This is a genomic window from Clostridioides sp. LIBA-6822 (genome assembly GCF_056688955.1).
In genome coordinates this window covers 4,203,858-4,223,251 of record NZ_CP196995.1, presented here as the reverse complement: position 1 = coordinate 4,223,251, position 19,394 = coordinate 4,203,858, and the positions used below count along the sequence as shown (strand labels likewise).

The window sequence follows — 19,394 nt, the reverse complement described above, 5'->3', positions numbered from 1 at the left end:
AACTGCTATGTCTAAATTAGTGTCTAAGGTAAAAAAAGATTTAGAAATAAAATGGCTTGGAATAGATGGTTTTCTAGTACTATTGTACTTTTTAATAACAGGATTTATATTTTATGGTATAGTGACTAGAAATGATATTATAGTTGGAAAGATAATTCCATATGGAGTTATGACAGTTGTAGTTATAATATTTTTTGACTATCTATATAGAGTTGTAAAAATGACAAGAAAAAAATAAGAAAGAGAATGATTTTATGGATATAAGAGCCTTACCTATAAAAATTACAAAAGATGAAGCTATAGATATAGCCAAAAATGGAAAAAACTCTTTGATTAGCAAATTTATATTAAAGAACAAAGATACTCATGAAGTTAGACTTCACTATATAGAGTTTAAAGTTGTCATACTTAAAATTCATAAAAATAAATCTATTTTTATGAAAAAAAAACATTCTAATGATACAAATGAATTAAAAATCTTGGTGAATGGTTCTACAGGTGCTGGTAGTATAGTGCAAGAGTTGCCAGTACATGAAATAGTAAAAAATGTAGATTGTAATATTGTACAGTATAGTGATAAAGATGAAAGAAGAGTAAAAGCAAAAGCAAACAAGATGGCTATGAGGTTAACTCATAGGTTTATGGGAGGAATTCCAGAAATTGAAATAGTTAAAATTGAAAGTATTTTTAGACCATATTGGGTAGTATTTTTTGGAAAAGTGGAATTGAATACAAGAGTTAGTTATCTTCCAATTGAAGCTGATGGCTTTGTTATAGGAATGTAATATATTTTGCACTTATTGTATAATACATATTAAGAGAAGATGTTATATTTAGCTATATAATATGTCTTCTATAGTAGATAATATGATTTGCAATAAGTGCATTTTAGATTTTATAGATTATAAAAATGGAGGAAATTAAGTCTTATGGAAAGTTATGAATATAATGGATTTTATATAGAAAAACCAGTGGGGAACAATGTATTCTCATATGATAAGAGAGACAATAAAAGTATATATGTACCAAAACTTATAAGTGGTACATTGAATAATGTAAAGCTGGGTAATGAGGTAGTTTTTAATGAAATAGACGAAAATGAGGAAATAAAAGCAATAGGATTGGAGAATATGGTCGAATATGTCCTGGGAAATAAAACAATATACGTGTTTGATAATCATAATCATGCATTTTATTTTTGGTTAAAATCTATGATGAATGATGAATTTACAAGAGGATGTAAGTTAGTACATGTAGACCAACATAAGGACACTAGAGAGCCTGAAAGCTATGATGTAGATGTAAACAATATAGAAGATGTATTTAGGTATACAAATGAGGTTCTAAATGTAGGAAGTTTTATAAAACCAGCACTAAAACATAAAATATTTTCAGAATTAATAATAATAGACAGTTTATATGGATTTGATTTAGAGATAGAGCCCGAGTTTGTTCTTGATATAGACTTGGATATATTTTCAAGTGATATGGAGTATATACCGTTTGATTTCAAACTGGATAAGATAAAAAACTTAATTAAAAAAGCTAAAGTAATAACAATTGCTACAAGCCCTTACTTTATAAACCAAGAGTATGCTATAAAAGTGTTAAAAGAATTGTTTAATTATGATATAATATAAGAGTTAACTTTAAATAGAATATGGTATAATCAAAAAGAAGAAACTTCCGATCTAACTAAAAGATTTTATACTATAAAAACTATAAAAATATAGATGTACTTAGGAGGAAAAAAGTATGAGTTTATATACTGAATGGAGAAATTTAAGTGATAATCATGAAAGTCAAGAAGCAGAGGTAAAATTCTGGGAAGCATATTTAAAAATTGAAGCTGGAATATACAATGAAATATTAAACAATAAAATGGATGTTGTTGAAGGTAAAGTAAGTGAATTAGCTGAAAAATTTGGAACTACTAATGAATTTTTCATGGGATTCATAGATGGAATAAGTGAAAGTTTAAAAGAAGATATAGTTTTAGAAGGTGTAGAAGCTGATAAAGAAGTTTCTATAAAAATAGATTGGGAAAAATTATATAACAATATGGTAACTGTTGAAGCTCATTGGTTATATAATCTACAAGGTTGGGAAGAAATATTACCAGCAGACCAAAGAAAAGAAATAATAAAAGCGTACAAAAAATCTAAAACTATAGTTAAAGAAGCAAAAATAGGAAGAAATGATTCATGCCCATGTGGAAGTGGAAAAAAATATAAGAAATGTTGTGGAAAGTAAGGTAGTCTTATGTTTATTTTAAGATTTGCAGATGATGATGACAATTTATCAGTTAAAGATTTTACATCTTTAACTGATTTAAAAAAATATATTAGTGAAAATAATATAGATAAGACATGGCATCAAATTGAAGAGGTTAAAAGAGTAATACCTAACTTAAAAGAGGAATAAGATTAAGTAATATCAAAAAGAATATTAAAAAATAGTTGTCAATAGTTGTCTATAAGGACAACTATTTCTATTTTTGGATATAAATATAAAATATACAGGGGGTATAAATATGAAATTTATTGATTTACATTGTGATACTATAGCAAAGCTAATGGAAAATGTAGAAACAAGCGAACTTAAGTCTAACAAGTATTCTGTTGATATAGACAGATTGAAAAAAGGGGATTCATTAGCTCAAACATTTGCCCTTTTTGTTGATACTGAAGAAGTAAAGCATCCTTTTGATTATTGTATGAGCATGGCAAATAAATTTCATGAGGAAATGAAAAAAAATAGTGATGTGATAGCTTTAGCTACTAACTATGAAGAAATTATGAAAAATCAATCAGAAGGAAAACTTACAGCACTTTTATCTATTGAGGAAGGTGCAGTACTTGAAGGTAAGATAGAAAATTTAACTAAATTTTACAACTTAGGGGTTAGAATGATGACAATAAGTTGGAATCATGTGAATGAATTGAGTTTTCCTCATAATAAAGTAGAGTATAGAGAAAAAGGTCTTACTGATTTTGGAAGAGAAGTAGTACATAAAATGAATGAATTGGGAATGTTAGTTGATGTTTCACATATTTCAGATGGAGGATTTTATGAAATTGCGAAGATTTCTTCTAAGCCAATAATTGCTACACACTCTAATTCAAGAGCAATGATGAATCATTCTAGAAATCTAACTGATGATATGATTAGAGTATTGGCAAATAAAGGCGGAGTTACAGGTATAAACTTTTTCCATATGTTTTTAAGTGATAAAAGCGAAAGTAAGCTTGAAGATATGCTTAGACATATAAAACATATTGTAAATGTTGGAGGAATAGATGTTGTGGCTCTAGGCTCAGATTTTGATGGGATAGATTCAAAGGTTGAGATTGAGGATATATCTCAAATGGGTAAATTATACGAACCCCTAAAAAAAGAAGGATTTAGTGAAGATGAAATAGAAAAGATATACTATAAAAATGCTTTAAGAGTAATAAGAGATGTATTATAAGAAATGTTTTTTTGACATTAGGAAACAAAGTTTTATATCGAACATAGTATAAACTAAGATAAAAATTTATTGGAGGTTTAACTATGAAGGTAGGAGACATTGTAGCTAGAAAGTCACATAACAAAGATATAGTATTTAAAATAGTCTCTTTTGGTGTAGATGAAAATAATGAAAAAATAGCTATACTAAAGGGTATTGCATTTAGAGTAATAGCAGATGCTTATATTGATGATTTAGAATTAGTAAAAGCACCTGATATAAAAGATATATTAATAGATAAAAATGTAGAAAATTTATTATATAAGTCAGTGAGAAAAGCTAAAGAAAGACAAAAGAGAATGACAAGAGCAGTTCCAAAACTTCAATTAAATCCTAACACATATGGAATGCCTGGAAAAGTATTACAGATAGATGGAGATAAAGAATATCTAAAAATTTGTTTGGATGTATACGCTCAACTTGGAATACCTGCTGTAGGAGTAGCAGTTTCAGAGCAAAACCAGTATAAAGAAGTAAGAGCACTACTAGAAAAATATAATCCGGATATACTAGTAATAACAGGTCATGATGCAATGACAATAAAAAGAGGAGATATAGAAGATATGAGCAACTATAGAAACTCTTTAAACTTTATGAAAACGGTAAAAGAAGCACGTAAATGGCAACCAAATTTGGATAATCTTGTTATATTTGCAGGAGCATGCCAATCAAATTATGAAAAAATAATAAGTGCAGGAGCAAATTATGCAAGTTCACCTGGAAGAATAATGATACATGCTTTAGACCCTGTTTTTGTAGTGGAGAAAATTGCTTGTTCAAGAATTGATGTAGTAGTGCCTATTGACGAGGTCATAGAGCAGACTATTACAGGTGTTAAGGGTATCGGCGGTTCTGAAACAAGAGGGAAATTTAGATGGGCAATGCCAAAAACAATATTACATTAACAAAAATTAGCATAATTATACTGTATATCTTCAAAAATAGTATTGACATTTTTGCAAAAAATATATAAAATAATTAGTTTAAACATTTGACAAAAATGTTTATATGTGATATTATGTAAACATATAAACGTTAAAGAAGGTGATATTGTGGCTACTGTTCAAACTCTGGATAAGATAAGAGTAAGCTTAGAGAGACATATAGGAAAGAAAATATTGTTGAAAGCTAATAAAGGAAGAAAGCAGATTATTACAAAAGAGGGTATACTAGAAAAAGTTTATCCAAGCGTGTTCGTTATAAAATTAGATGATGAAAGTAATGGATACCCTAGAGTATCTTATAGTTACTCAGATTTATTAACATCTAATGTAAAATTGCAAGTTTTTAGAGATCAAGATAAATTACAGATAAGTTAAAATTATACCTATTAAAAATAGGTGTAATTTTTTTTTTGCTCCTTAAATATAAATATAGTGTGATACTTTTATAATACTTAAGGAGGTAAAGTATGGAATTAATTAAAGATGTAATTAAAATTGACAATAGAATAGACTTTGGAAAATTTCAAACATTTATTGAGGCGGAGGCGGTAGTACCAGACAAAAAATTAGATGTATATGAAATTGTAAAGACAGAAGGGTACATATCACTTAAAAAAATTGAAATGGCAGATGGGAAGATACTTTGTAGGGGAAGCTTTAATTATAATGTAATCTATATTGCAGATGATAAAAATACTATTTCTAATGTAGATGGAAAAGTAGATATAAACGAAGTTATAGAAAAAGATAATGTTGTTCAAGATATGGAATACATGTTATTTTCAGAAGTAGAGCATATGGATTGTACTATAATGAATGAGAGAAAAATCAAAGTAGGAGCTCTTATGAATATAAGAGGAAGTTTATTTGAAAAGCAAAGATTAGATATAGTAAAGGATGTATCACAAGTAGAAGGAATACAAAAGCATAGAAAAGAAATTTGTTTTCAAGATATAGTTGGAATAGAAAAAGCAGAAAGTTCTATAAGAGATACTATAACTATAAACACAGAAGAAATTCAGTCTATAATAAGTTTGAATCCATCTGTTAAAGTAAAAGAAAGCAGAGTGACTGACAATAAGGTTATTATTGGTGGAGTATTAGAAATAAATCCATTAGCTTGTACATATGAGGGTGAACTTGTAGAGTTAGATAGAGTAGGTATTGAGTTTACTCAATTTGTAGAAGTACCTGGAGTTAGTGATGGTATGATTGAGGAAGTCTTATTGTCCATGTCAGATTTCAATCATATTTTCAAACAAAATAGTGAAAGTAATACAGGTCTTTTAGAAATAGATTGTATGGCTTGTTGTAAAGTGAAAGTTACAGATGAGGTGACGAGAGAAGTATTACAAGATGCATATTCTCCTCAGAAAATAATAAAATTTGACCATAAGCCTATTCAATTAAACAAGACTTTAAGAAATAGTGAAGAGACATTTATGGTTAGAGAAGGCATAAGAAATGATAATGATGATATACAAATAAAAGATATTGTAAGCGTTTGTCCAACTATGTCTATAGAAAATAGTTATATTGAAGAAAATAAAAGTATTATACAAGGGATTATAAAAGTTGAGATTTTATTTGTTCCAGTTGAGGGTCTAAAATTAGTTTACAAAATTAGTGAAGAAATTCCATTTGAACATGATATAGAGATGGATAATTTAACTGATACAGCATCTGTATTTAATACAGCATGCATTGATAAAATTGAAGTTGATTTGAATAGAGACCAAATAGACTTAGTTATAAAAATTAAGCGATTTACTGAAGCACTAGATAAAAAGGCAGAAAACTTTATCATCAAAGGTGAAGACCAAGGTGTATATGATTTGTCTAAGGCTCCTAGTATAATTGTATATATATGTAAAGAGGGAGATACTTTCTGGAACATCGCAAAAAAATACAATACAACAGAAAATGAAATTGCAGAGCTTAATGATATAAAACTTGATGAACCAATTAAGCCTGGCAAGTGTCTTATTTTAGAAAAAAAAGTCGTATTAGTAGATTAATATTAAAAAATTTAAAGTAATTAAGTATAATAGGGTATTATAATACCCTATTATTTTATTTTTTGTAGTATAATATTATTGTTAGTGATGCATTATTCTTTAAACAAGGAGGATAGAATGGATTTTATAAAACTAAAAAGTAAGGCAAAAATAAATTTATCCATTGATGTCTTAGGAAAAAGGCAAGATGGTTATCATTTTGTTGAAATGATAATGCAAACGATAGATTTATACGATATAGTAAAAGTAAAAGAATTAGATGAAGATGAAATAAAGGTAAAAAGCACTAGTTTAGATATTCCTTTAGATGAAGATAATATTGTTTATAAAGCCGCCAAAATACTTAAGAATAAATTTGATATAAAAAAAGGTGTAGAAATATTCATAGAAAAAAATATCCCTGTAGCAGCGGGAATGGCTGGAGGAAGTTCTAACGCAGCCGCAGTATTAGTAGGTTTAAATCAATTGTGGAAGCTTGAATTATCTGAAGATGAATTAAAAGACATAGGATTTAATTTAGGAGCAGATATTCCATTTTGCATATCAGGAAAGCCTGCTTTAGCTCAAGGAGTTGGAGAAAAGCTAACTGATATCAAAGGTTTGCCACGTGATATAAATATATTAATATGTAAACCAGACTTATTTGTTTCTACTAAGGAAGTTTATCAAGGATTAGATTTGAATAATATTAAAAAAAGGCCAAATAATAAATATTTGATAGAATGTTTAAAATCTGAAGATATAAAAGCTTTATCAGAAAATATGGTAAATGTTCTTGAAAATGTTACTATAAGTAAGCACAAAGAAATAGATAATATAAAGCAAATCATGATGAAAAATAATGCTTTAGGTTCTATGATGAGTGGAAGTGGTCCTACAGTTTTTGGATTATTTGAAAGTAAAGAAGATGCTCTAATTGGAAAAAAAGAATTATTAAAAAAATATAAACAGGTATATGTTGTTAATAGCAGTCAAAAAGGGGTTGAAATTTGTGGAGAATTTAACTAAACTGAACTTGGATAATTACAAGCCATTAAGAGATGTAGTTTTTGAAAATTTGAGAGAAGCAATCTTAGAAGGAAAATTAAAGCCTGGTCAAAGGCTAATGGAAGTACAGCTAGCAGAACAATTGGGAGTAAGTAGAACTCCAGTAAGAGAGGCAATAAGAAAGCTTGAATTAGAAGGTTTAGTTGTTATGTTGCCTAGAAAAGGTGCTTATGTGGCAAATATGTCATTAAAAGATATTATGGATGTATTAGAAGTAAGAGCGAGCTTAGAAGGTTTAGCAGCATATCTTGCTGCTGAAAGAATCAGTGATGAAGATATTAAAAAGCTTAAAGATATATCAGAAGACTTTAAAAAAAGCACTTTAGAATGTGATGTAGATTCATTATTAAAACTTGATGTAGAGTTTCATGAATGTATATTTAAAGCAACAAACAATAAAAAATTAATCCAATTGATAAACTCATTATGGGAACAAGTATATAGGTTTAGAGTTACTTACATGTCTGATTATGACACATCACATAATATTGTTGAAGAACACAGATACTTACTTGATGCTATAATTAAGGGAGATAGTGAGCTATCTAAGAAGTACGCTACAGAACATATAGAAAAAGCAGAACAGTTTATGATAGATAAGGCTATGATTAATAAAGACTTATAAAATATAAAGTGAAAAAAGCTATTTTAAAATGATTATAATCGTTTTAAAATAGCTTTTTTTATTAATATTAAAAAATATTATGAATAAATTAAATTAAATTGGACATAATTGATGATATAAATTTATCTTAAGGGGGATTTTCAGTGAGAAAAGTTAAGATTAGATTGGGAATATTAATATTAAGTCTTATATCAGTTATATCAATAATGACAATAGTAATAAATGGTGAAGTAAAAAAGGTCGATAGTATATCAAAAGACTATAAAGATAAATTAATAAGATTTCATGTTATAGCAAATAGTAATACAGATGAAGACCAAGAACTTAAGTTAAAAGTTAGAGATGAAGTAATAAAATACCTACAGCCAAAGCTTCAAAATTCAAAAAGCATAGAAGAAAGTGAAGCAATTATAAAAAGGGAATATAGCAATTTGGAAGAAATAAGTAAAAATATTATTCTTGAAAATGGATATAATTACAGTGTAAAGGTAGGTATACAATACAGTAATTTCCCTACTAAACAATATTCTAATATAGTTCTTCCAGCTGGTGAATATAAAGCTTTAAAAATTATCATTGGAAAAGGCGAAGGAAAAAATTGGTGGTGTGTTATGTTTCCACCATTATGCTTTGTTGATGAATCTAATGGAGTAATAGATAAATCCACAGATGATAAGTTGAAAGAAGTATTAACTGATAAAGAATATAAGTTAATAAAACAAGATACACCAAAGAAAACAAGTAGAGTAAAAATTAAGTTTAAAGTACTTGAAGTAGTAAAGGATTTAGAGAAAAAATTTTAAAAATAAGATTGTAAGGAGTGGTTTTAATCATGGACAGGTGGAGTAAACTGATGGCTATACTATTAGCTTTGACTTGTATATTTATGCCTATTAAAGAGGTATTTGCATATGAACCAACAGAGAAAGTTAATAAAATAAATAAACAAGAAAAAAATATAGCAAAGAAAGAAGTCATAAATTTATCTAATGATGACTTGATGCTATTATCTAGGTTGGTTGCAGGAGAAGCTAGAGGAGAAAGCTATGAGGGACAGGTAGCTGTGGCAGCTGTAGTAATAAATAGGATATTGGACCCTAGATTTCCAGACACAATAGAAGAAGTCATATATCAAAAAAATGCTTTCTCAGTTGTGCTTGATGGGTCAATAAATATGACACCAACAGATTCAGCATGTAAAGCAGCTCAAGAAGCACTTTATGGAACTGACCCAACTAATAAAGCAGTATATTTTTGGAATCCAGAAATAGCCACTTGCAAATGGATAAATAGACTAAGTCCATATATGAAAATAGGGAATCATGTGTTTGCAAAATAAATATAAATTTTTGAAATATCGAAAGGAGTTGTCTTTTTCTAGAAATTATTTTCTAATTTAAGATAGCTCCTTTATTTTTTGTTTAAAATAAACTATAATAATCATTTAGGTAATAATATATTAACTGTGAATATAAATATAAATTTTAGCGATAAATAAGTTGTTGTTAAACACAAAATTGTAAAGTAGGTGTTGTATAAAAATGAGTAATAAGCCAATAGGAGTTTTTGATTCGGGATTAGGCGGATTAACTGTTCTAAAAGAGATAATGAAGATATTACCAAATGAGGATATAATATACTTTGGAGATACTGCCAGAATACCATATGGTTCAAGATCTAAAGAAACTATAATTAAATATACTTTTCAAGCTATAAACTTTCTAAAAACTAAAGATGTAAAAGCCATAGTTATAGCATGTAATACTGCTACTGCAAGAAGTTTAAAAGAAGCTCAAGAAAAATATGATATACCTATAATTGGTGTTATAGAGGCAGGAGCTAGAACAGCTGTAAGTTCTACAAAAAATAAAATTGTAGGTATAATAGGAACTGAAGGAACTATAAGTTCAAAAGCATATAATTTAGAAATATCTAAAATAGATGAAAGTATAGAAATTGTTAACAAAGCATGCCCTTTATTTGTGCCTATTGTTGAAGAAGGTTGGGCAAATACAGAAGTAGCTAAATTGACGGCAAAGATATATTTACAAGAATTGAAAGAAAAAAACATAGACTCTTTAGTATTAGGGTGTACTCATTATCCTATCTTGAAGAGAACAATAGGCGAAGAAGTTGGAGAACATATAAGATTAGTTAATCCAGCTAAAGAGACTGCTAAGGATTTAAAAACGATTTTAGAGGTACAAAATATTATAAACGATACAGAAGTTCATGGAACATATCAATATTATGTATCAGACATACATGAGAAGTTTTCGGATATAGCAAGAGAATTCTTAAAGAAAAAAATTGATAAGATTCAAAAAGTAGAAATACAAAAATATTAGCGTATATGAGGAATCTATGGAGGAAAAATCGTTGAGTGTAAAAATAAGTATAAATACTAGACAATATGATGAAAAAGGAAATATGGACACCATAGAGATGACTGCCTTTGGTAAAATTTTTTATAAAAATGATGGAATATATGTTATTTACAAAGAAAAAGAAGAAAATATAGAAATAACTAATACTATAAAGATACTTAAAGATGAAGTTAGTATCAAAAAATTTGGTGCTATTAACTCAACAATGCTGTTTAAGTGTGGAGAAAGTAGCGCTACAAAATATGTGACCCCACAAGGTACTCTATTAATTGATATTGATACAAGAGAATTGGATATAAATATACAAGAAGGGGAACACATAAAATTGAAAATAGACTATAATATAAAGATACAAGATTTATTTTTAGGTAGGAATAAAATAGATATATACATAGGTATTAAATAATAACTATAGCTATTTTCTAGAAATTTTATAAAGGTAGTGAAAAAACTACCTTTTATTTAATTTATTTGGTATTATTATATTTATATTAAACTTTAATTTCTTAAAATTGATACAAGGGTTTAGCGTTTTTTTATAGAAAGTATACTTAAAAGTGAATAAAACTAAGTGTAAGAGGGATAAATATGATATTTGATAAGGTACTAAGTACTATAAATAAACATAATTTAATACAAAAAGGCGATAAAATAGTTTTAGGTCTCTCTGGAGGACCTGATTCAGTTTGTTTATTGCATGTACTAAATAGATTAAAAAAAGATTTTAATATAGAAATATATGCAGCACATTTAAATCATCAGATAAGAGGGATAGAAGCTCAAAAAGATGCATTATATGTATCTAAACTTTGTGAGGATATGGGAATAGTATTCTTTGTAAAGTCTATTAATGTACCAAAATATTGTGAAAATGAGGGGTTATCATTAGAAGAAGGAGCAAGGAAGTTAAGATATGAAATGTTTTATGAAATTAAGGATAAGATTAAAGCTAATAAGATAGCTATAGGTCATAATCTTAATGACCAAGCTGAAACTGTTATGATGCGTATCATGAGAGGAACAGGTCTAACAGGTCTAAAGGGAATTGATTATATTAGAGATAATTGTATAATTAGACCAATATTAGATGTGGAAAGAAGTGATATAGAGGATTATTGTGAAGCTTATAATTTAAATCCTAGAATAGATAAAACCAACTTAGAAAATATATACACTAGAAATAAAATAAGGTTAGACCTTTTACCATATATGAAGGATAATTTTAATTCAAATGTAATAGAATCTATAGTAAGGATGAGCAATAGTTTAAAAATTGATAACGATTATATTGAGAAAGAGGCAGAAGCTAAATTTAGAGAAGTTTCAAGTGTAAAAGAAAAGGGCTTTGTAGAGATAAATTTAGACGATTTTATTTGCTTGCATGATGCTATCAAAGTTAGGGTTCTTAGAAATTCTATAAAACATATACTAGGAGATACTAATTTTGTTGACCAAAGACATATAGAGGATATAATGTCTTTAGAGGATAATTCGAAAGTAAATAAAATGTTAACTCTTCCAAGAAATATATTTGTTTATAGAAAAAAAGACAGTATAATATTAACCAATGAGGAAATTGTTAATGAGGAGATTGAATTTTATTACAATGTACCTAGTAATGGGTTTATTAAAATAAAAGAATTAAAACAAATTATTGAGACCCAAATAATGAGTATAGATAGGTATAAGAGTATGAAATTAGACAATTCATCTAAAGGGTTTGATTTTAATAAGGTAAAAGGGGGTATAGTAATAAGAAGCAGAAGGCAAGGTGATAAGATAAAGCTTGCTATGGGAAGTAAAAAAGTGAAAGATTTATTCATAGATTTAAAAATCCCAAGAGAAGAAAGGTGTAAAATTCCTATAATCACAGATAGTGAGGGAATAATATGTGTTGGAGATTATAAAATCAGTGAGAATTATAAAATTGACGAAAGCACAAAAGAAGTATTAAAAATTAATTTTAACAAATTATAGAGCAAAGCAATGTATGAAAGGAGGGCTTCTATATTGAATAAGTTGCTAAAAGGGGCAGGTTTTTATCTACTTGTTTTTATAATTATAGTGGGTATAGTTCAATTCTCAGGTAAGCCTACAGAAAAAATAAAAGATTTAAAATTCTCCGAAGTGTATAGAGAATTAACTGATGAGAATATATCAAGATTATACTTTGTAAATCAAACTTCCGTAGAAGGTACTATAAAAGATACAAATACAAAGTTTAAGTCATATGTTCCAACAGAAGTAATGGGAAATAAACTTGCAGATGAGGTGTTAGACCAAGCTAAGGCTGGTAAACTAACTTTTGGTGGTGAAGCTAAACCATCTACACCTTGGTTTGTTGAAATGTTGCCTACATTACTATTAATATTCTTTATGGTAATTCTTTGGTTTGTATTTATGAATCAGTCTCAAGGTGGAGGCGGAAAGGTTATGAGCTTTGGTAAGTCAAAGGCTAAGGTTCATAAAGATGATGAAAAGACTAGAGTTACATTTAAGGATGTAGCTGGATTGGATGAAGAAAAAGAAGATTTACAAGAAGTAGTAGACTTCTTAAAGAATCCTAAGAAATATATTGAATTGGGTGCAAGGATACCAAAAGGTATGCTTATGGTAGGTCCTCCTGGAACTGGTAAAACATATCTATCAAGAGCTGTTGCAGGAGAAGCAGGAGTTCCATTTTTCAGTATAAGTGGTTCTGATTTCGTTGAGATGTTTGTTGGGGTTGGTGCTTCTAGAGTAAGAGACTTATTTGAACAAGCTAAGAAAAGTGCTCCAGCTATAATATTTATAGACGAGATTGATGCAGTTGGTAGAAAAAGAGGTGCAGGTCTTGGTGGAGGTCATGATGAAAGAGAGCAAACTCTTAATCAACTTCTAGTTGAAATGGATGGATTTGGAGTAAACCAAGGTATAATAATCATGGCAGCTACAAATAGACCAGATATACTTGACCCAGCTTTACTTAGACCAGGAAGATTTGACAGACAAGTTGTTGTTGGTACGCCAGATGTAAAAGGTAGAGAGGCTATATTTAAAGTTCATTCGAGAAATAAGCCACTAAGTGATGATGTGAAAATGGATGTGTTAGCTAGGAGAACACCAGGATTTACTCCTGCTGATATAGAGAACTTAATGAATGAAGCTGCAATATTGACAGCTAGAAAAAGAGAAAAGAAAATTAAGATGGATACTATAGAAGAAGCTATAACTAAGGTTATAGCAGGTGTGGCTAAAAAATCAAAAGTAATAAGTGAAAAAGAAAGAAGACTTACAGCATATCATGAAGGTGGGCATGCAGTTTGTGCTCATGTACTTGAGGAAGTAAGCCCTGTTCATCAAGTTACAATAGTACCAAGAGGAAGAGCTGGAGGATTTACAATGCAACTTCCTGTTGAAGATAAATTCTATGCTACGAAAAATGAAATGAAAGAAAACATTGTAGTTTTACTTGGAGGTAGAGTAGCAGAAGAGTTAGTACTTAAAGATGTATCTACAGGTGCTTCAAATGACTTAGAAAGAGTTACAGCTACTGCAAGAAGTATGGTAACAAAATATGGAATGAGTTCTAAGCTTGGCCCAATGTCATTTGATAGTGATGATGAAGTATTCTTAGGCAATAGTTTTTCAAGTAAGAGAAATTATTCTGAAGAAGTTGCTTTTGAGATAGACCAAGAAACAAAACGTATAGTTGATGGTGCATACGATAAGACAAGAAGTATACTGCAAGAAAATATGGATAGATTAGAGTATGTAGCACAAGCTTTACTTATATATGAAACTTTAGATGCAGAGCAATTTGTAAAAGCATTTAATAAAGAATTACCATTAAATGATATTGAAAATGCAATTACAGAGGAAAATTCTCCTAAAGAAGTTGAAGAACAACTAACTATAAAATTAGAAAAAGATGAAGTAGAAAGAAACAATGTTATTGATATAAATAAAAATTTAGATAATAAATCTGATGAGGATAAATAGTTTTAAAATATTGATTATTTTAAGGTTATTATCTGTTATAGATTAAATACTAAAACTGAAAGTATAATATTAAATTAATGAGCAAAGTATATTTGCAAGTGTTAATTTGATTGATACTTTCAGTTTTTTATTATTTTACGAAGATTTAAGTAAAATAATAAATCCTCCACATAAAATATAAATATTATTGTGATAAGATATTGAAAAGGAAATTTAAAATTAATAGTATTAAAAGTCTATTAATAATGTATAATTATTTATTAGAAGAAAATAAGTCATGAAATTATGTCATATTAGAGGTGAAATATGCGAGATAAGATAATAGAAATTATATTAAATAATAAATCTGAATTTATTTCAGGAGAAGAATTATCAAAACAATTAGGGGTATCACGTGCAGCTATATGGAAGCACATGAAAGCCCTAAAAGAAGAAGGATACAATATAGAATCTGTAAATAAAAAAGGTTATAGATTATCAGAAAATCCAACGGATTTATTAAGTCCACAGAATATTTACTATAAATTAAATACGGAGTTTATTGGAAAGAATATAATACACCTTGAAACTGTAGATTCAACTAATGAATATGCAAAACGAATAGCTACAAATAATATAGATGGAACTGTGATTTTAAGTGAACATCAAGATATGGGAAAAGGTCGATTAGGAAGAACCTGGGATTCCAAACCTCATGAAGGAGTTTGGATGAGTATTATTTTAAAACCAGATATGGAGCCATTTAAGGCACCCTTTATAACTTTGATTAAAAAATAGCTACGCACACTTGTGACTTTAGTCGTGAGTTAGTAGCTAAAATAGTCAGCATATAGGGAAACTTATATGTAGAGATAGGATAGAACCTATCCAATACTACTTGAATTGCTGGAAACCCCTAAAGCTAACCAAACTAAAACATAAGGATGAAATAAACCTAAGTGTGAAAGTTACGAAAGTAGAAAAAATTGGTTAGATGGTATAAGGTTAAACCCTAAGTACTTTAAAATGGGCAATCAGCAGGTAAGCTCCAAATAGGAGAAACTTCAACGACTATTCCTCTTGAGGGAAGTACACTACAAGCTATTGGTAGTGGAAGTGGGTAGACCTTAACGGATAATGCCGAAGGATAAGATATAGTCTGTGCTTGCATGAAAGTGTAAGAAGTTCATAAGAGAACTGCATAGGTAGTAGCGAACTTATGTGAACGACAACCTCAAAAATGATAAAAGTTAGGACTTACGGTTCTTAAATATGTTATTTAAAAATAAATATAAAACCTTCGAAATAATTGTTTTAAATAATTACGTTTGTTAATATTATAATGGGTGATGAAAAATAGAAGTTACTCGGATATGTATATTAATAATCATAAAAAACAATTAAAGTGAGGTGATAGTAGTGGAAAAAGCTTATAAGTTTAGAATGTATCCAAATAAAAAACAGCAAGAGTTAATTAACAAAACTTTTGGATGTTGTAGATTTGTATATAATAAGTATCTTGCTAAAAAAATAGAAGTTTATGAAAACAATAAAGAAACTTTTACTTATAAACAGTGCAGTTCTGATTTGACCAATTTAAAAAGAGAATTAGAGTGGCTTAAAGAACCTGACAAATTTTCACTACAAAACACCTTAAAAGATTTAGAAAACGCATATAAAAAATTCTTTAAAGAAAATGCAGGATTTCCTAAATTTAAATCAAAGAAAACTAACAGATTTTCATATAGAACTAACTTTACCAATGGAAATATTATGTACTTTAGTCAATATATAAAATTACCTAAACTTGGAATGGTTAAAGCAAGGGATAAACAAGTACCTCAAGGGAGAATACTTAATGCTACTGTATCCAAAGAACCAAGTGGAAAATATTATGTATCATTATGTTGTACTGATATAGATATTGAAGCATTTGAAAATACTAATAATCAGATAGGTTTAGATTTAGGAATTAAAGAATTTTGTATCTCAAGTTGTGGAGACTTTATAGAAAATCCTAAGTATCTTAAGAAGTCATTAAACAAACTTGCTAAATTACAAAGAGAATTATCGAGAAAAACAATTGGTAGTTCAAATAGAAATAAAGCAAGGTTAAAAGTTGCAAGACTTCAAGAACATATAGCTAATCAAAGGAAGGATTTTCTACAAAAACTATCTACTAAATTAATACGAGAGAATGATATTATTTGCATAGAAGATTTACAAGTAAAGAATATGACTAAAAATCGTAAACTATCTCGTTTAATTTCTGATGTGTCATGGTCAGAATTTATTCGTCAATTAGAATATAAGGCTAATTGGTATGGTAGACAAATTGTAAAGGTAGGTAAATTCTTTGCAAGTTCACAAATATGCAATAAATGTGGGTACAAAAACAAGGAAATGAAGAATTTAAGTATAAGAGAATGGATTTGTCCTTGTTGTAATGTAACTCACGATAGAGATATAAATGCAAGTATAAATATACTAAAAGAAGGATTAAGACTAATAGCAGTTTAAAATAGATAACTTATGTAAGAACCGTAGGAACTACGGGGATAGCCTGTGGAGAATTGGTAAGACATATTTTAGTATGCGAAATTCTATGAAACAGGAACCCTGTGACTTTAGTCATGGGAGGTTCAGAGCAGGAGCAAGTGTAACGAAGGCTTTAAATAATTTAGGGGCAAACACCTTAATAAAATGGCCAAACGATGTTATTTTAAATGGTAAAAAAATATGTGGTATATTAACAGAGTTGTCTGCTGAAATTGAGAGAACAAATTATATTGTTCTTGGAATTGGAATAAATGTTAAGATAATGGATTTTGAGCCAGAAATAGCCGAGAAAGCTACATCATTGTATAAAGAAGGATACAAATTATCTAGAGTAGATATTGTTAGAAATGTGTTGACTGAATTTGAAAAGCTATATTTAGATTATATCGTAAATAACTCTAAAGAAAAAACTCTAAAGATATGTAGAGATTATTCTGCAATTATAGATAAAAATATATATGTATTAAAAGGCACTGATAAGGAATTAGTGAAATGTTTAGACATAAATGAGGATGGGAATCTATTAGTTCAAAGTAGTGATGGAATTGTAAAAGAAATCATTTCGGGTGAAGTTTCTATAAGAGGAGAAAAAGGATATGTATAATAATATTTTGGATATAGAAGGACTAAAGGTTGGGCAAGTTGAGGATAGAGATGGTCTTACTGGATGTACAGTAGTAATATGTGAAGAAGGAGCTACTTGTGGTGTTGATGTAAGAGGTTCTGCTCCAGGGACTAGAGAAACCGATTTATTGGACCCTGTGAATATGGTTCAAAAAGTTCATGCAGTAGTTTTAGCTGGAGGTTCTGCATATGGTCTTGAATCTACTTGTGGTGTAAGTAGATACTTGGAGGAAAAAGGAATTGGGTTTGATGTAGGTGTAGGAAAAGTACCTATAGTTGTTGGAGCAGTGTTATTTGATTTGGGCGCAGGAGATTTTAAGTGTAGACCAGATTTACAAATGGGTTATAGAGCTTGTGAAGTTGCAAGCAAGGATATTTTAAATCAAGGAAATTATGGAGCGGGATGTGGAGCCACTGTTGGAAAGATAAGAGGTCAGGAGTATGCCATGAAAGGTGGTATAGGAAGTTATTCCATAAAATTGGATAATGGTCTAATTGTATCTGCATTGGTTGCTGTAAATGCTCTTGGAGATGTTTATGAAAATGGTGAGGTTATAGCAGGTGCTTTAAATGATAAAAAGACAGAGACCATTGATACATATAAGCTAATGAAACAAGGCGAAAGTAAAGGTGAATTTAGTATAGATAATACTACAATTGGAGTAATTGCAACAAATGCTAAGTTAACTAAAGCTGAATGTAAAAAGATATCTCAAATGGGACATGATGGATATGCTAAAGCTATTTTTCCTATTCACACACCTCATGATGGAGATACAATATTCACAATATCAGCAGGAGAAATAGAAGCAGATATAACATTATTGGGTTCATTAGCTGTAGAGGTTGTGGAAAAAAGTATAATAAATGCAGTAAAAAAAGCGGATAGTATAGAAAATATAATAGCGTATAAAGATATAGTAAAAAAACGAGAAATATGATGAAATTAGCATATTTTTCTTGTCAAATTGTTGACAATAGCAACTCATCTTGATAAAATTATTCTTGTTAGAGCGGGCATCCTAGAATGGTAGCCTGACTCAGAAATATAAGAAAAAAGACCAAAAAACGAAAAAATTAAGTAGTCCGGCATCGTTATGAGCTGGAACGGAGGTGTATTTTTTATGATGAACACAAGTGCATCAGTAAGAAAAGTAAATGTAAGAAAAATGACTATAATAGGAGTACTATCAGCTATTTCTATTATGCTATCTATGACTCCATTGGGATTTATTCCAGTTGGACCTACAAAAGCAACTATAATGCATATACCAGTTATTATTGGAGCTATTATAGAGGGTCCAATAGTTGGGGGTGCAATAGGATTTATATTTGGAGTATCAAGTCTCCTAAATGCTATAATAAATCCAACCATAACATCCTTTGTTTTTATAAATCCGTTAGTTTCAATATTACCAAGAGTTATGATAGGTATATTGGCTTATTATGTATATCAGTTAATAATTAAGGCTACAAATAAGGTATACATATCAGGTTTAATTACAGGAGCTATAGGTTCCTTGTTAAATACAGCTGGAGTTTTAGGAATGATATATGTCTTATATGCTGACAAATATCTTCATGCAATGGGTCAAAGTGGTTCAGCAGGAAAAGTAATAATGGCTCTTGCCGCAGCAAATGGGGTACCAGAAGCAATAGTAGGAGCTTTAGTAGTAGCTGCCGTTGCCACTGTACTTAAGAAAAGCAAAAAATAGAAAG

General features: G+C 29.1%; 23 protein-coding genes. 22 read left to right on the top strand and 1 reads right to left on the bottom strand.

Features of this window, described 5'->3' with window-relative positions:
* The first annotated feature begins 7 nt into the window (after positions 1-7).
* From ACTG48_RS20060 to ACTG48_RS19975, 18 genes are all read left to right on the top strand, one after another.
* The gene (locus ACTG48_RS20060) at positions 8-238 is read left to right on the top strand and encodes a hypothetical protein (protein ID WP_021386481.1); all 231 of its coding nucleotides are present in this window, start codon (positions 8-10) and stop codon (positions 236-238) included.
* Between the two features lie 16 nt (positions 239-254).
* Positions 255-785, top strand: a complete 531-nt coding sequence (locus ACTG48_RS20055) for a hypothetical protein (RefSeq protein WP_479917787.1) — start codon at positions 255-257, stop codon at positions 783-785.
* Positions 786-929: 144 nt separating this feature from the next.
* Positions 930-1,640: a peptide arginase family protein gene (locus tag ACTG48_RS20050; protein ID WP_479917786.1), complete on the top strand. Its 711-nt coding sequence runs from the start codon at positions 930-932 to the stop codon at positions 1,638-1,640.
* A 115-nt stretch (positions 1,641-1,755) separates the two neighbouring features.
* On the top strand, positions 1,756-2,253 hold the full coding sequence (locus ACTG48_RS20045; RefSeq protein ID WP_021386499.1) for an SEC-C metal-binding domain-containing protein: 498 nt from the start codon (positions 1,756-1,758) through the stop codon (positions 2,251-2,253).
* Between the two features lie 9 nt (positions 2,254-2,262).
* Positions 2,263-2,424, top strand: a complete 162-nt coding sequence (locus tag ACTG48_RS20040) for a hypothetical protein (protein ID WP_021386480.1) — start codon at positions 2,263-2,265, stop codon at positions 2,422-2,424.
* Between the two features lie 109 nt (positions 2,425-2,533).
* Positions 2,534-3,472 carry a dipeptidase gene (locus ACTG48_RS20035; RefSeq protein WP_479917785.1) on the top strand — a complete coding sequence of 313 codons (939 nt, stop codon included), beginning with the start codon at positions 2,534-2,536 and terminating at the stop codon, positions 3,470-3,472.
* An 83-nt stretch (positions 3,473-3,555) separates the two neighbouring features.
* Positions 3,556-4,416 (top strand): sporulation peptidase YabG, encoded by an 861-nt coding sequence (yabG, locus tag ACTG48_RS20030; RefSeq protein WP_021386497.1) that lies wholly within the window; start codon positions 3,556-3,558, stop codon positions 4,414-4,416.
* A 147-nt stretch (positions 4,417-4,563) separates the two neighbouring features.
* Positions 4,564-4,830, top strand: coding sequence for a Veg family protein (locus tag ACTG48_RS20025; RefSeq protein WP_009892135.1), 267 nt, complete (start codon positions 4,564-4,566; stop codon positions 4,828-4,830).
* 92 nt (positions 4,831-4,922) lie between these two features.
* Positions 4,923-6,473 (top strand): DUF3794 and LysM peptidoglycan-binding domain-containing protein, encoded by a 1,551-nt coding sequence (locus ACTG48_RS20020; RefSeq protein WP_021386491.1) that lies wholly within the window; start codon positions 4,923-4,925, stop codon positions 6,471-6,473.
* A gap of 117 nt (positions 6,474-6,590) precedes the next feature.
* Positions 6,591-7,481 (top strand): 4-(cytidine 5'-diphospho)-2-C-methyl-D-erythritol kinase, encoded by an 891-nt coding sequence (ispE, locus tag ACTG48_RS20015; protein WP_021386484.1) that lies wholly within the window; start codon positions 6,591-6,593, stop codon positions 7,479-7,481.
* Complete coding sequence (locus tag ACTG48_RS20010) at positions 7,465-8,145, top strand: GntR family transcriptional regulator (RefSeq protein WP_021386492.1); 681 nt, start codon at positions 7,465-7,467, stop codon at positions 8,143-8,145. The genes ispE and ACTG48_RS20010 overlap by 17 nt, the downstream gene beginning before the upstream one ends.
* A gap of 143 nt (positions 8,146-8,288) precedes the next feature.
* Positions 8,289-8,948: a stage II sporulation protein R gene (gene spoIIR / locus ACTG48_RS20005; RefSeq protein ID WP_021386486.1), complete on the top strand. Its 660-nt coding sequence runs from the start codon at positions 8,289-8,291 to the stop codon at positions 8,946-8,948.
* A 50-nt stretch (positions 8,949-8,998) separates the two neighbouring features.
* Positions 8,999-9,484: a cell wall hydrolase gene (locus ACTG48_RS20000; protein ID WP_021386494.1), complete on the top strand. Its 486-nt coding sequence runs from the start codon at positions 8,999-9,001 to the stop codon at positions 9,482-9,484.
* A gap of 202 nt (positions 9,485-9,686) precedes the next feature.
* Positions 9,687-10,493 (top strand): glutamate racemase, encoded by an 807-nt coding sequence (gene murI, locus ACTG48_RS19995; protein ID WP_021386488.1) that lies wholly within the window; start codon positions 9,687-9,689, stop codon positions 10,491-10,493.
* 16 nt (positions 10,494-10,509) lie between these two features.
* Complete coding sequence (locus tag ACTG48_RS19990; protein ID WP_052328894.1) at positions 10,510-10,938, top strand: YwiB family protein; 429 nt, start codon at positions 10,510-10,512, stop codon at positions 10,936-10,938.
* Positions 10,939-11,120: 182 nt separating this feature from the next.
* Positions 11,121-12,509: a tRNA lysidine(34) synthetase TilS gene (gene tilS, locus ACTG48_RS19985; RefSeq protein WP_021386490.1), complete on the top strand. Its 1,389-nt coding sequence runs from the start codon at positions 11,121-11,123 to the stop codon at positions 12,507-12,509.
* Between the two features lie 33 nt (positions 12,510-12,542).
* On the top strand, positions 12,543-14,513 hold the full coding sequence (gene ftsH / locus ACTG48_RS19980; RefSeq protein WP_021386495.1) for an ATP-dependent zinc metalloprotease FtsH: 1,971 nt from the start codon (positions 12,543-12,545) through the stop codon (positions 14,511-14,513).
* Between the two features lie 306 nt (positions 14,514-14,819).
* On the top strand, positions 14,820-15,290 hold the full coding sequence (locus tag ACTG48_RS19975) for a biotin operon repressor (RefSeq protein WP_479917784.1): 471 nt from the start codon (positions 14,820-14,822) through the stop codon (positions 15,288-15,290).
* A gap of 223 nt (positions 15,291-15,513) precedes the next feature.
* Here ACTG48_RS19975 and ACTG48_RS19970 read toward each other — a convergent pair whose 3' ends face one another.
* Positions 15,514-15,663, bottom strand: a complete 150-nt coding sequence (locus ACTG48_RS19970) for a hypothetical protein (RefSeq protein ID WP_021384555.1) — start codon at positions 15,661-15,663, stop codon at positions 15,514-15,516.
* A gap of 239 nt (positions 15,664-15,902) precedes the next feature.
* Here ACTG48_RS19970 and tnpB point away from each other — a divergent pair, with 239 nt between their 5' ends.
* From tnpB to ACTG48_RS19950, 4 genes are all read left to right on the top strand, one after another.
* The gene (gene tnpB / locus ACTG48_RS19965) at positions 15,903-17,012 is read left to right on the top strand and encodes an IS200/IS605 family element RNA-guided endonuclease TnpB (protein WP_479917783.1); all 1,110 of its coding nucleotides are present in this window, start codon (positions 15,903-15,905) and stop codon (positions 17,010-17,012) included.
* Between the two features lies 1 nt (position 17,013).
* On the top strand, positions 17,014-17,655 hold the full coding sequence (locus tag ACTG48_RS19960; protein WP_479918811.1) for a biotin--[acetyl-CoA-carboxylase] ligase: 642 nt from the start codon (positions 17,014-17,016) through the stop codon (positions 17,653-17,655).
* Entirely contained in the window at positions 17,648-18,616 is a 969-nt protein-coding gene (locus ACTG48_RS19955) for a P1 family peptidase (RefSeq protein WP_479917782.1), read from the top strand. The genes ACTG48_RS19960 and ACTG48_RS19955 overlap by 8 nt, the downstream gene beginning before the upstream one ends.
* Before the next feature lie 183 nt (positions 18,617-18,799).
* On the top strand, positions 18,800-19,390 hold the full coding sequence (locus ACTG48_RS19950) for an ECF transporter S component (RefSeq protein ID WP_021386471.1): 591 nt from the start codon (positions 18,800-18,802) through the stop codon (positions 19,388-19,390).
* Positions 19,391-19,394 lie beyond the last annotated feature (4 nt).

What these genes read in the sequence shown, in the direction of transcription:
- ACTG48_RS20060 (WP_021386481.1), top strand. Translation starts at nt 8, where the DNA reads ATGTCTAAATTAGTGTCTAAGGTAAAAAAAGATTTAGAAATAAAATGG.
- ACTG48_RS20040 (WP_021386480.1), top strand. Translation starts at nt 2,263, where the DNA reads ATGTTTATTTTAAGATTTGCAGATGATGATGACAATTTATCAGTTAAA.
- ACTG48_RS19990 (WP_052328894.1), top strand. Translation starts at nt 10,510, where the DNA reads ATGGAGGAAAAATCGTTGAGTGTAAAAATAAGTATAAATACTAGACAA.
- tilS (WP_021386490.1), top strand. Translation starts at nt 11,121, where the DNA reads ATGATATTTGATAAGGTACTAAGTACTATAAATAAACATAATTTAATA.
- ACTG48_RS20020 (WP_021386491.1), top strand. Translation starts at nt 4,923, where the DNA reads ATGGAATTAATTAAAGATGTAATTAAAATTGACAATAGAATAGACTTT.
- murI (WP_021386488.1), top strand. Translation starts at nt 9,687, where the DNA reads ATGAGTAATAAGCCAATAGGAGTTTTTGATTCGGGATTAGGCGGATTA.
- ACTG48_RS19975 (WP_479917784.1), top strand. Translation starts at nt 14,820, where the DNA reads ATGCGAGATAAGATAATAGAAATTATATTAAATAATAAATCTGAATTT.
- ACTG48_RS20035 (WP_479917785.1), top strand. Translation starts at nt 2,534, where the DNA reads ATGAAATTTATTGATTTACATTGTGATACTATAGCAAAGCTAATGGAA.
- ACTG48_RS19955 (WP_479917782.1), top strand. Translation starts at nt 17,648, where the DNA reads ATGTATAATAATATTTTGGATATAGAAGGACTAAAGGTTGGGCAAGTT.
- ACTG48_RS19950 (WP_021386471.1), top strand. Translation starts at nt 18,800, where the DNA reads ATGATGAACACAAGTGCATCAGTAAGAAAAGTAAATGTAAGAAAAATG.
- ACTG48_RS20000 (WP_021386494.1), top strand. Translation starts at nt 8,999, where the DNA reads ATGGCTATACTATTAGCTTTGACTTGTATATTTATGCCTATTAAAGAG.
- ACTG48_RS19970 (WP_021384555.1), bottom strand. Translation starts at nt 15,663, where the DNA reads ATGCAAGCACAGACTATATCTTATCCTTCGGCATTATCCGTTAAGGTC.
- ACTG48_RS20045 (WP_021386499.1), top strand. Translation starts at nt 1,756, where the DNA reads ATGAGTTTATATACTGAATGGAGAAATTTAAGTGATAATCATGAAAGT.
- ACTG48_RS20055 (WP_479917787.1), top strand. Translation starts at nt 255, where the DNA reads ATGGATATAAGAGCCTTACCTATAAAAATTACAAAAGATGAAGCTATA.
- ACTG48_RS20050 (WP_479917786.1), top strand. Translation starts at nt 930, where the DNA reads ATGGAAAGTTATGAATATAATGGATTTTATATAGAAAAACCAGTGGGG.
- yabG (WP_021386497.1), top strand. Translation starts at nt 3,556, where the DNA reads ATGAAGGTAGGAGACATTGTAGCTAGAAAGTCACATAACAAAGATATA.
- ispE (WP_021386484.1), top strand. Translation starts at nt 6,591, where the DNA reads ATGGATTTTATAAAACTAAAAAGTAAGGCAAAAATAAATTTATCCATT.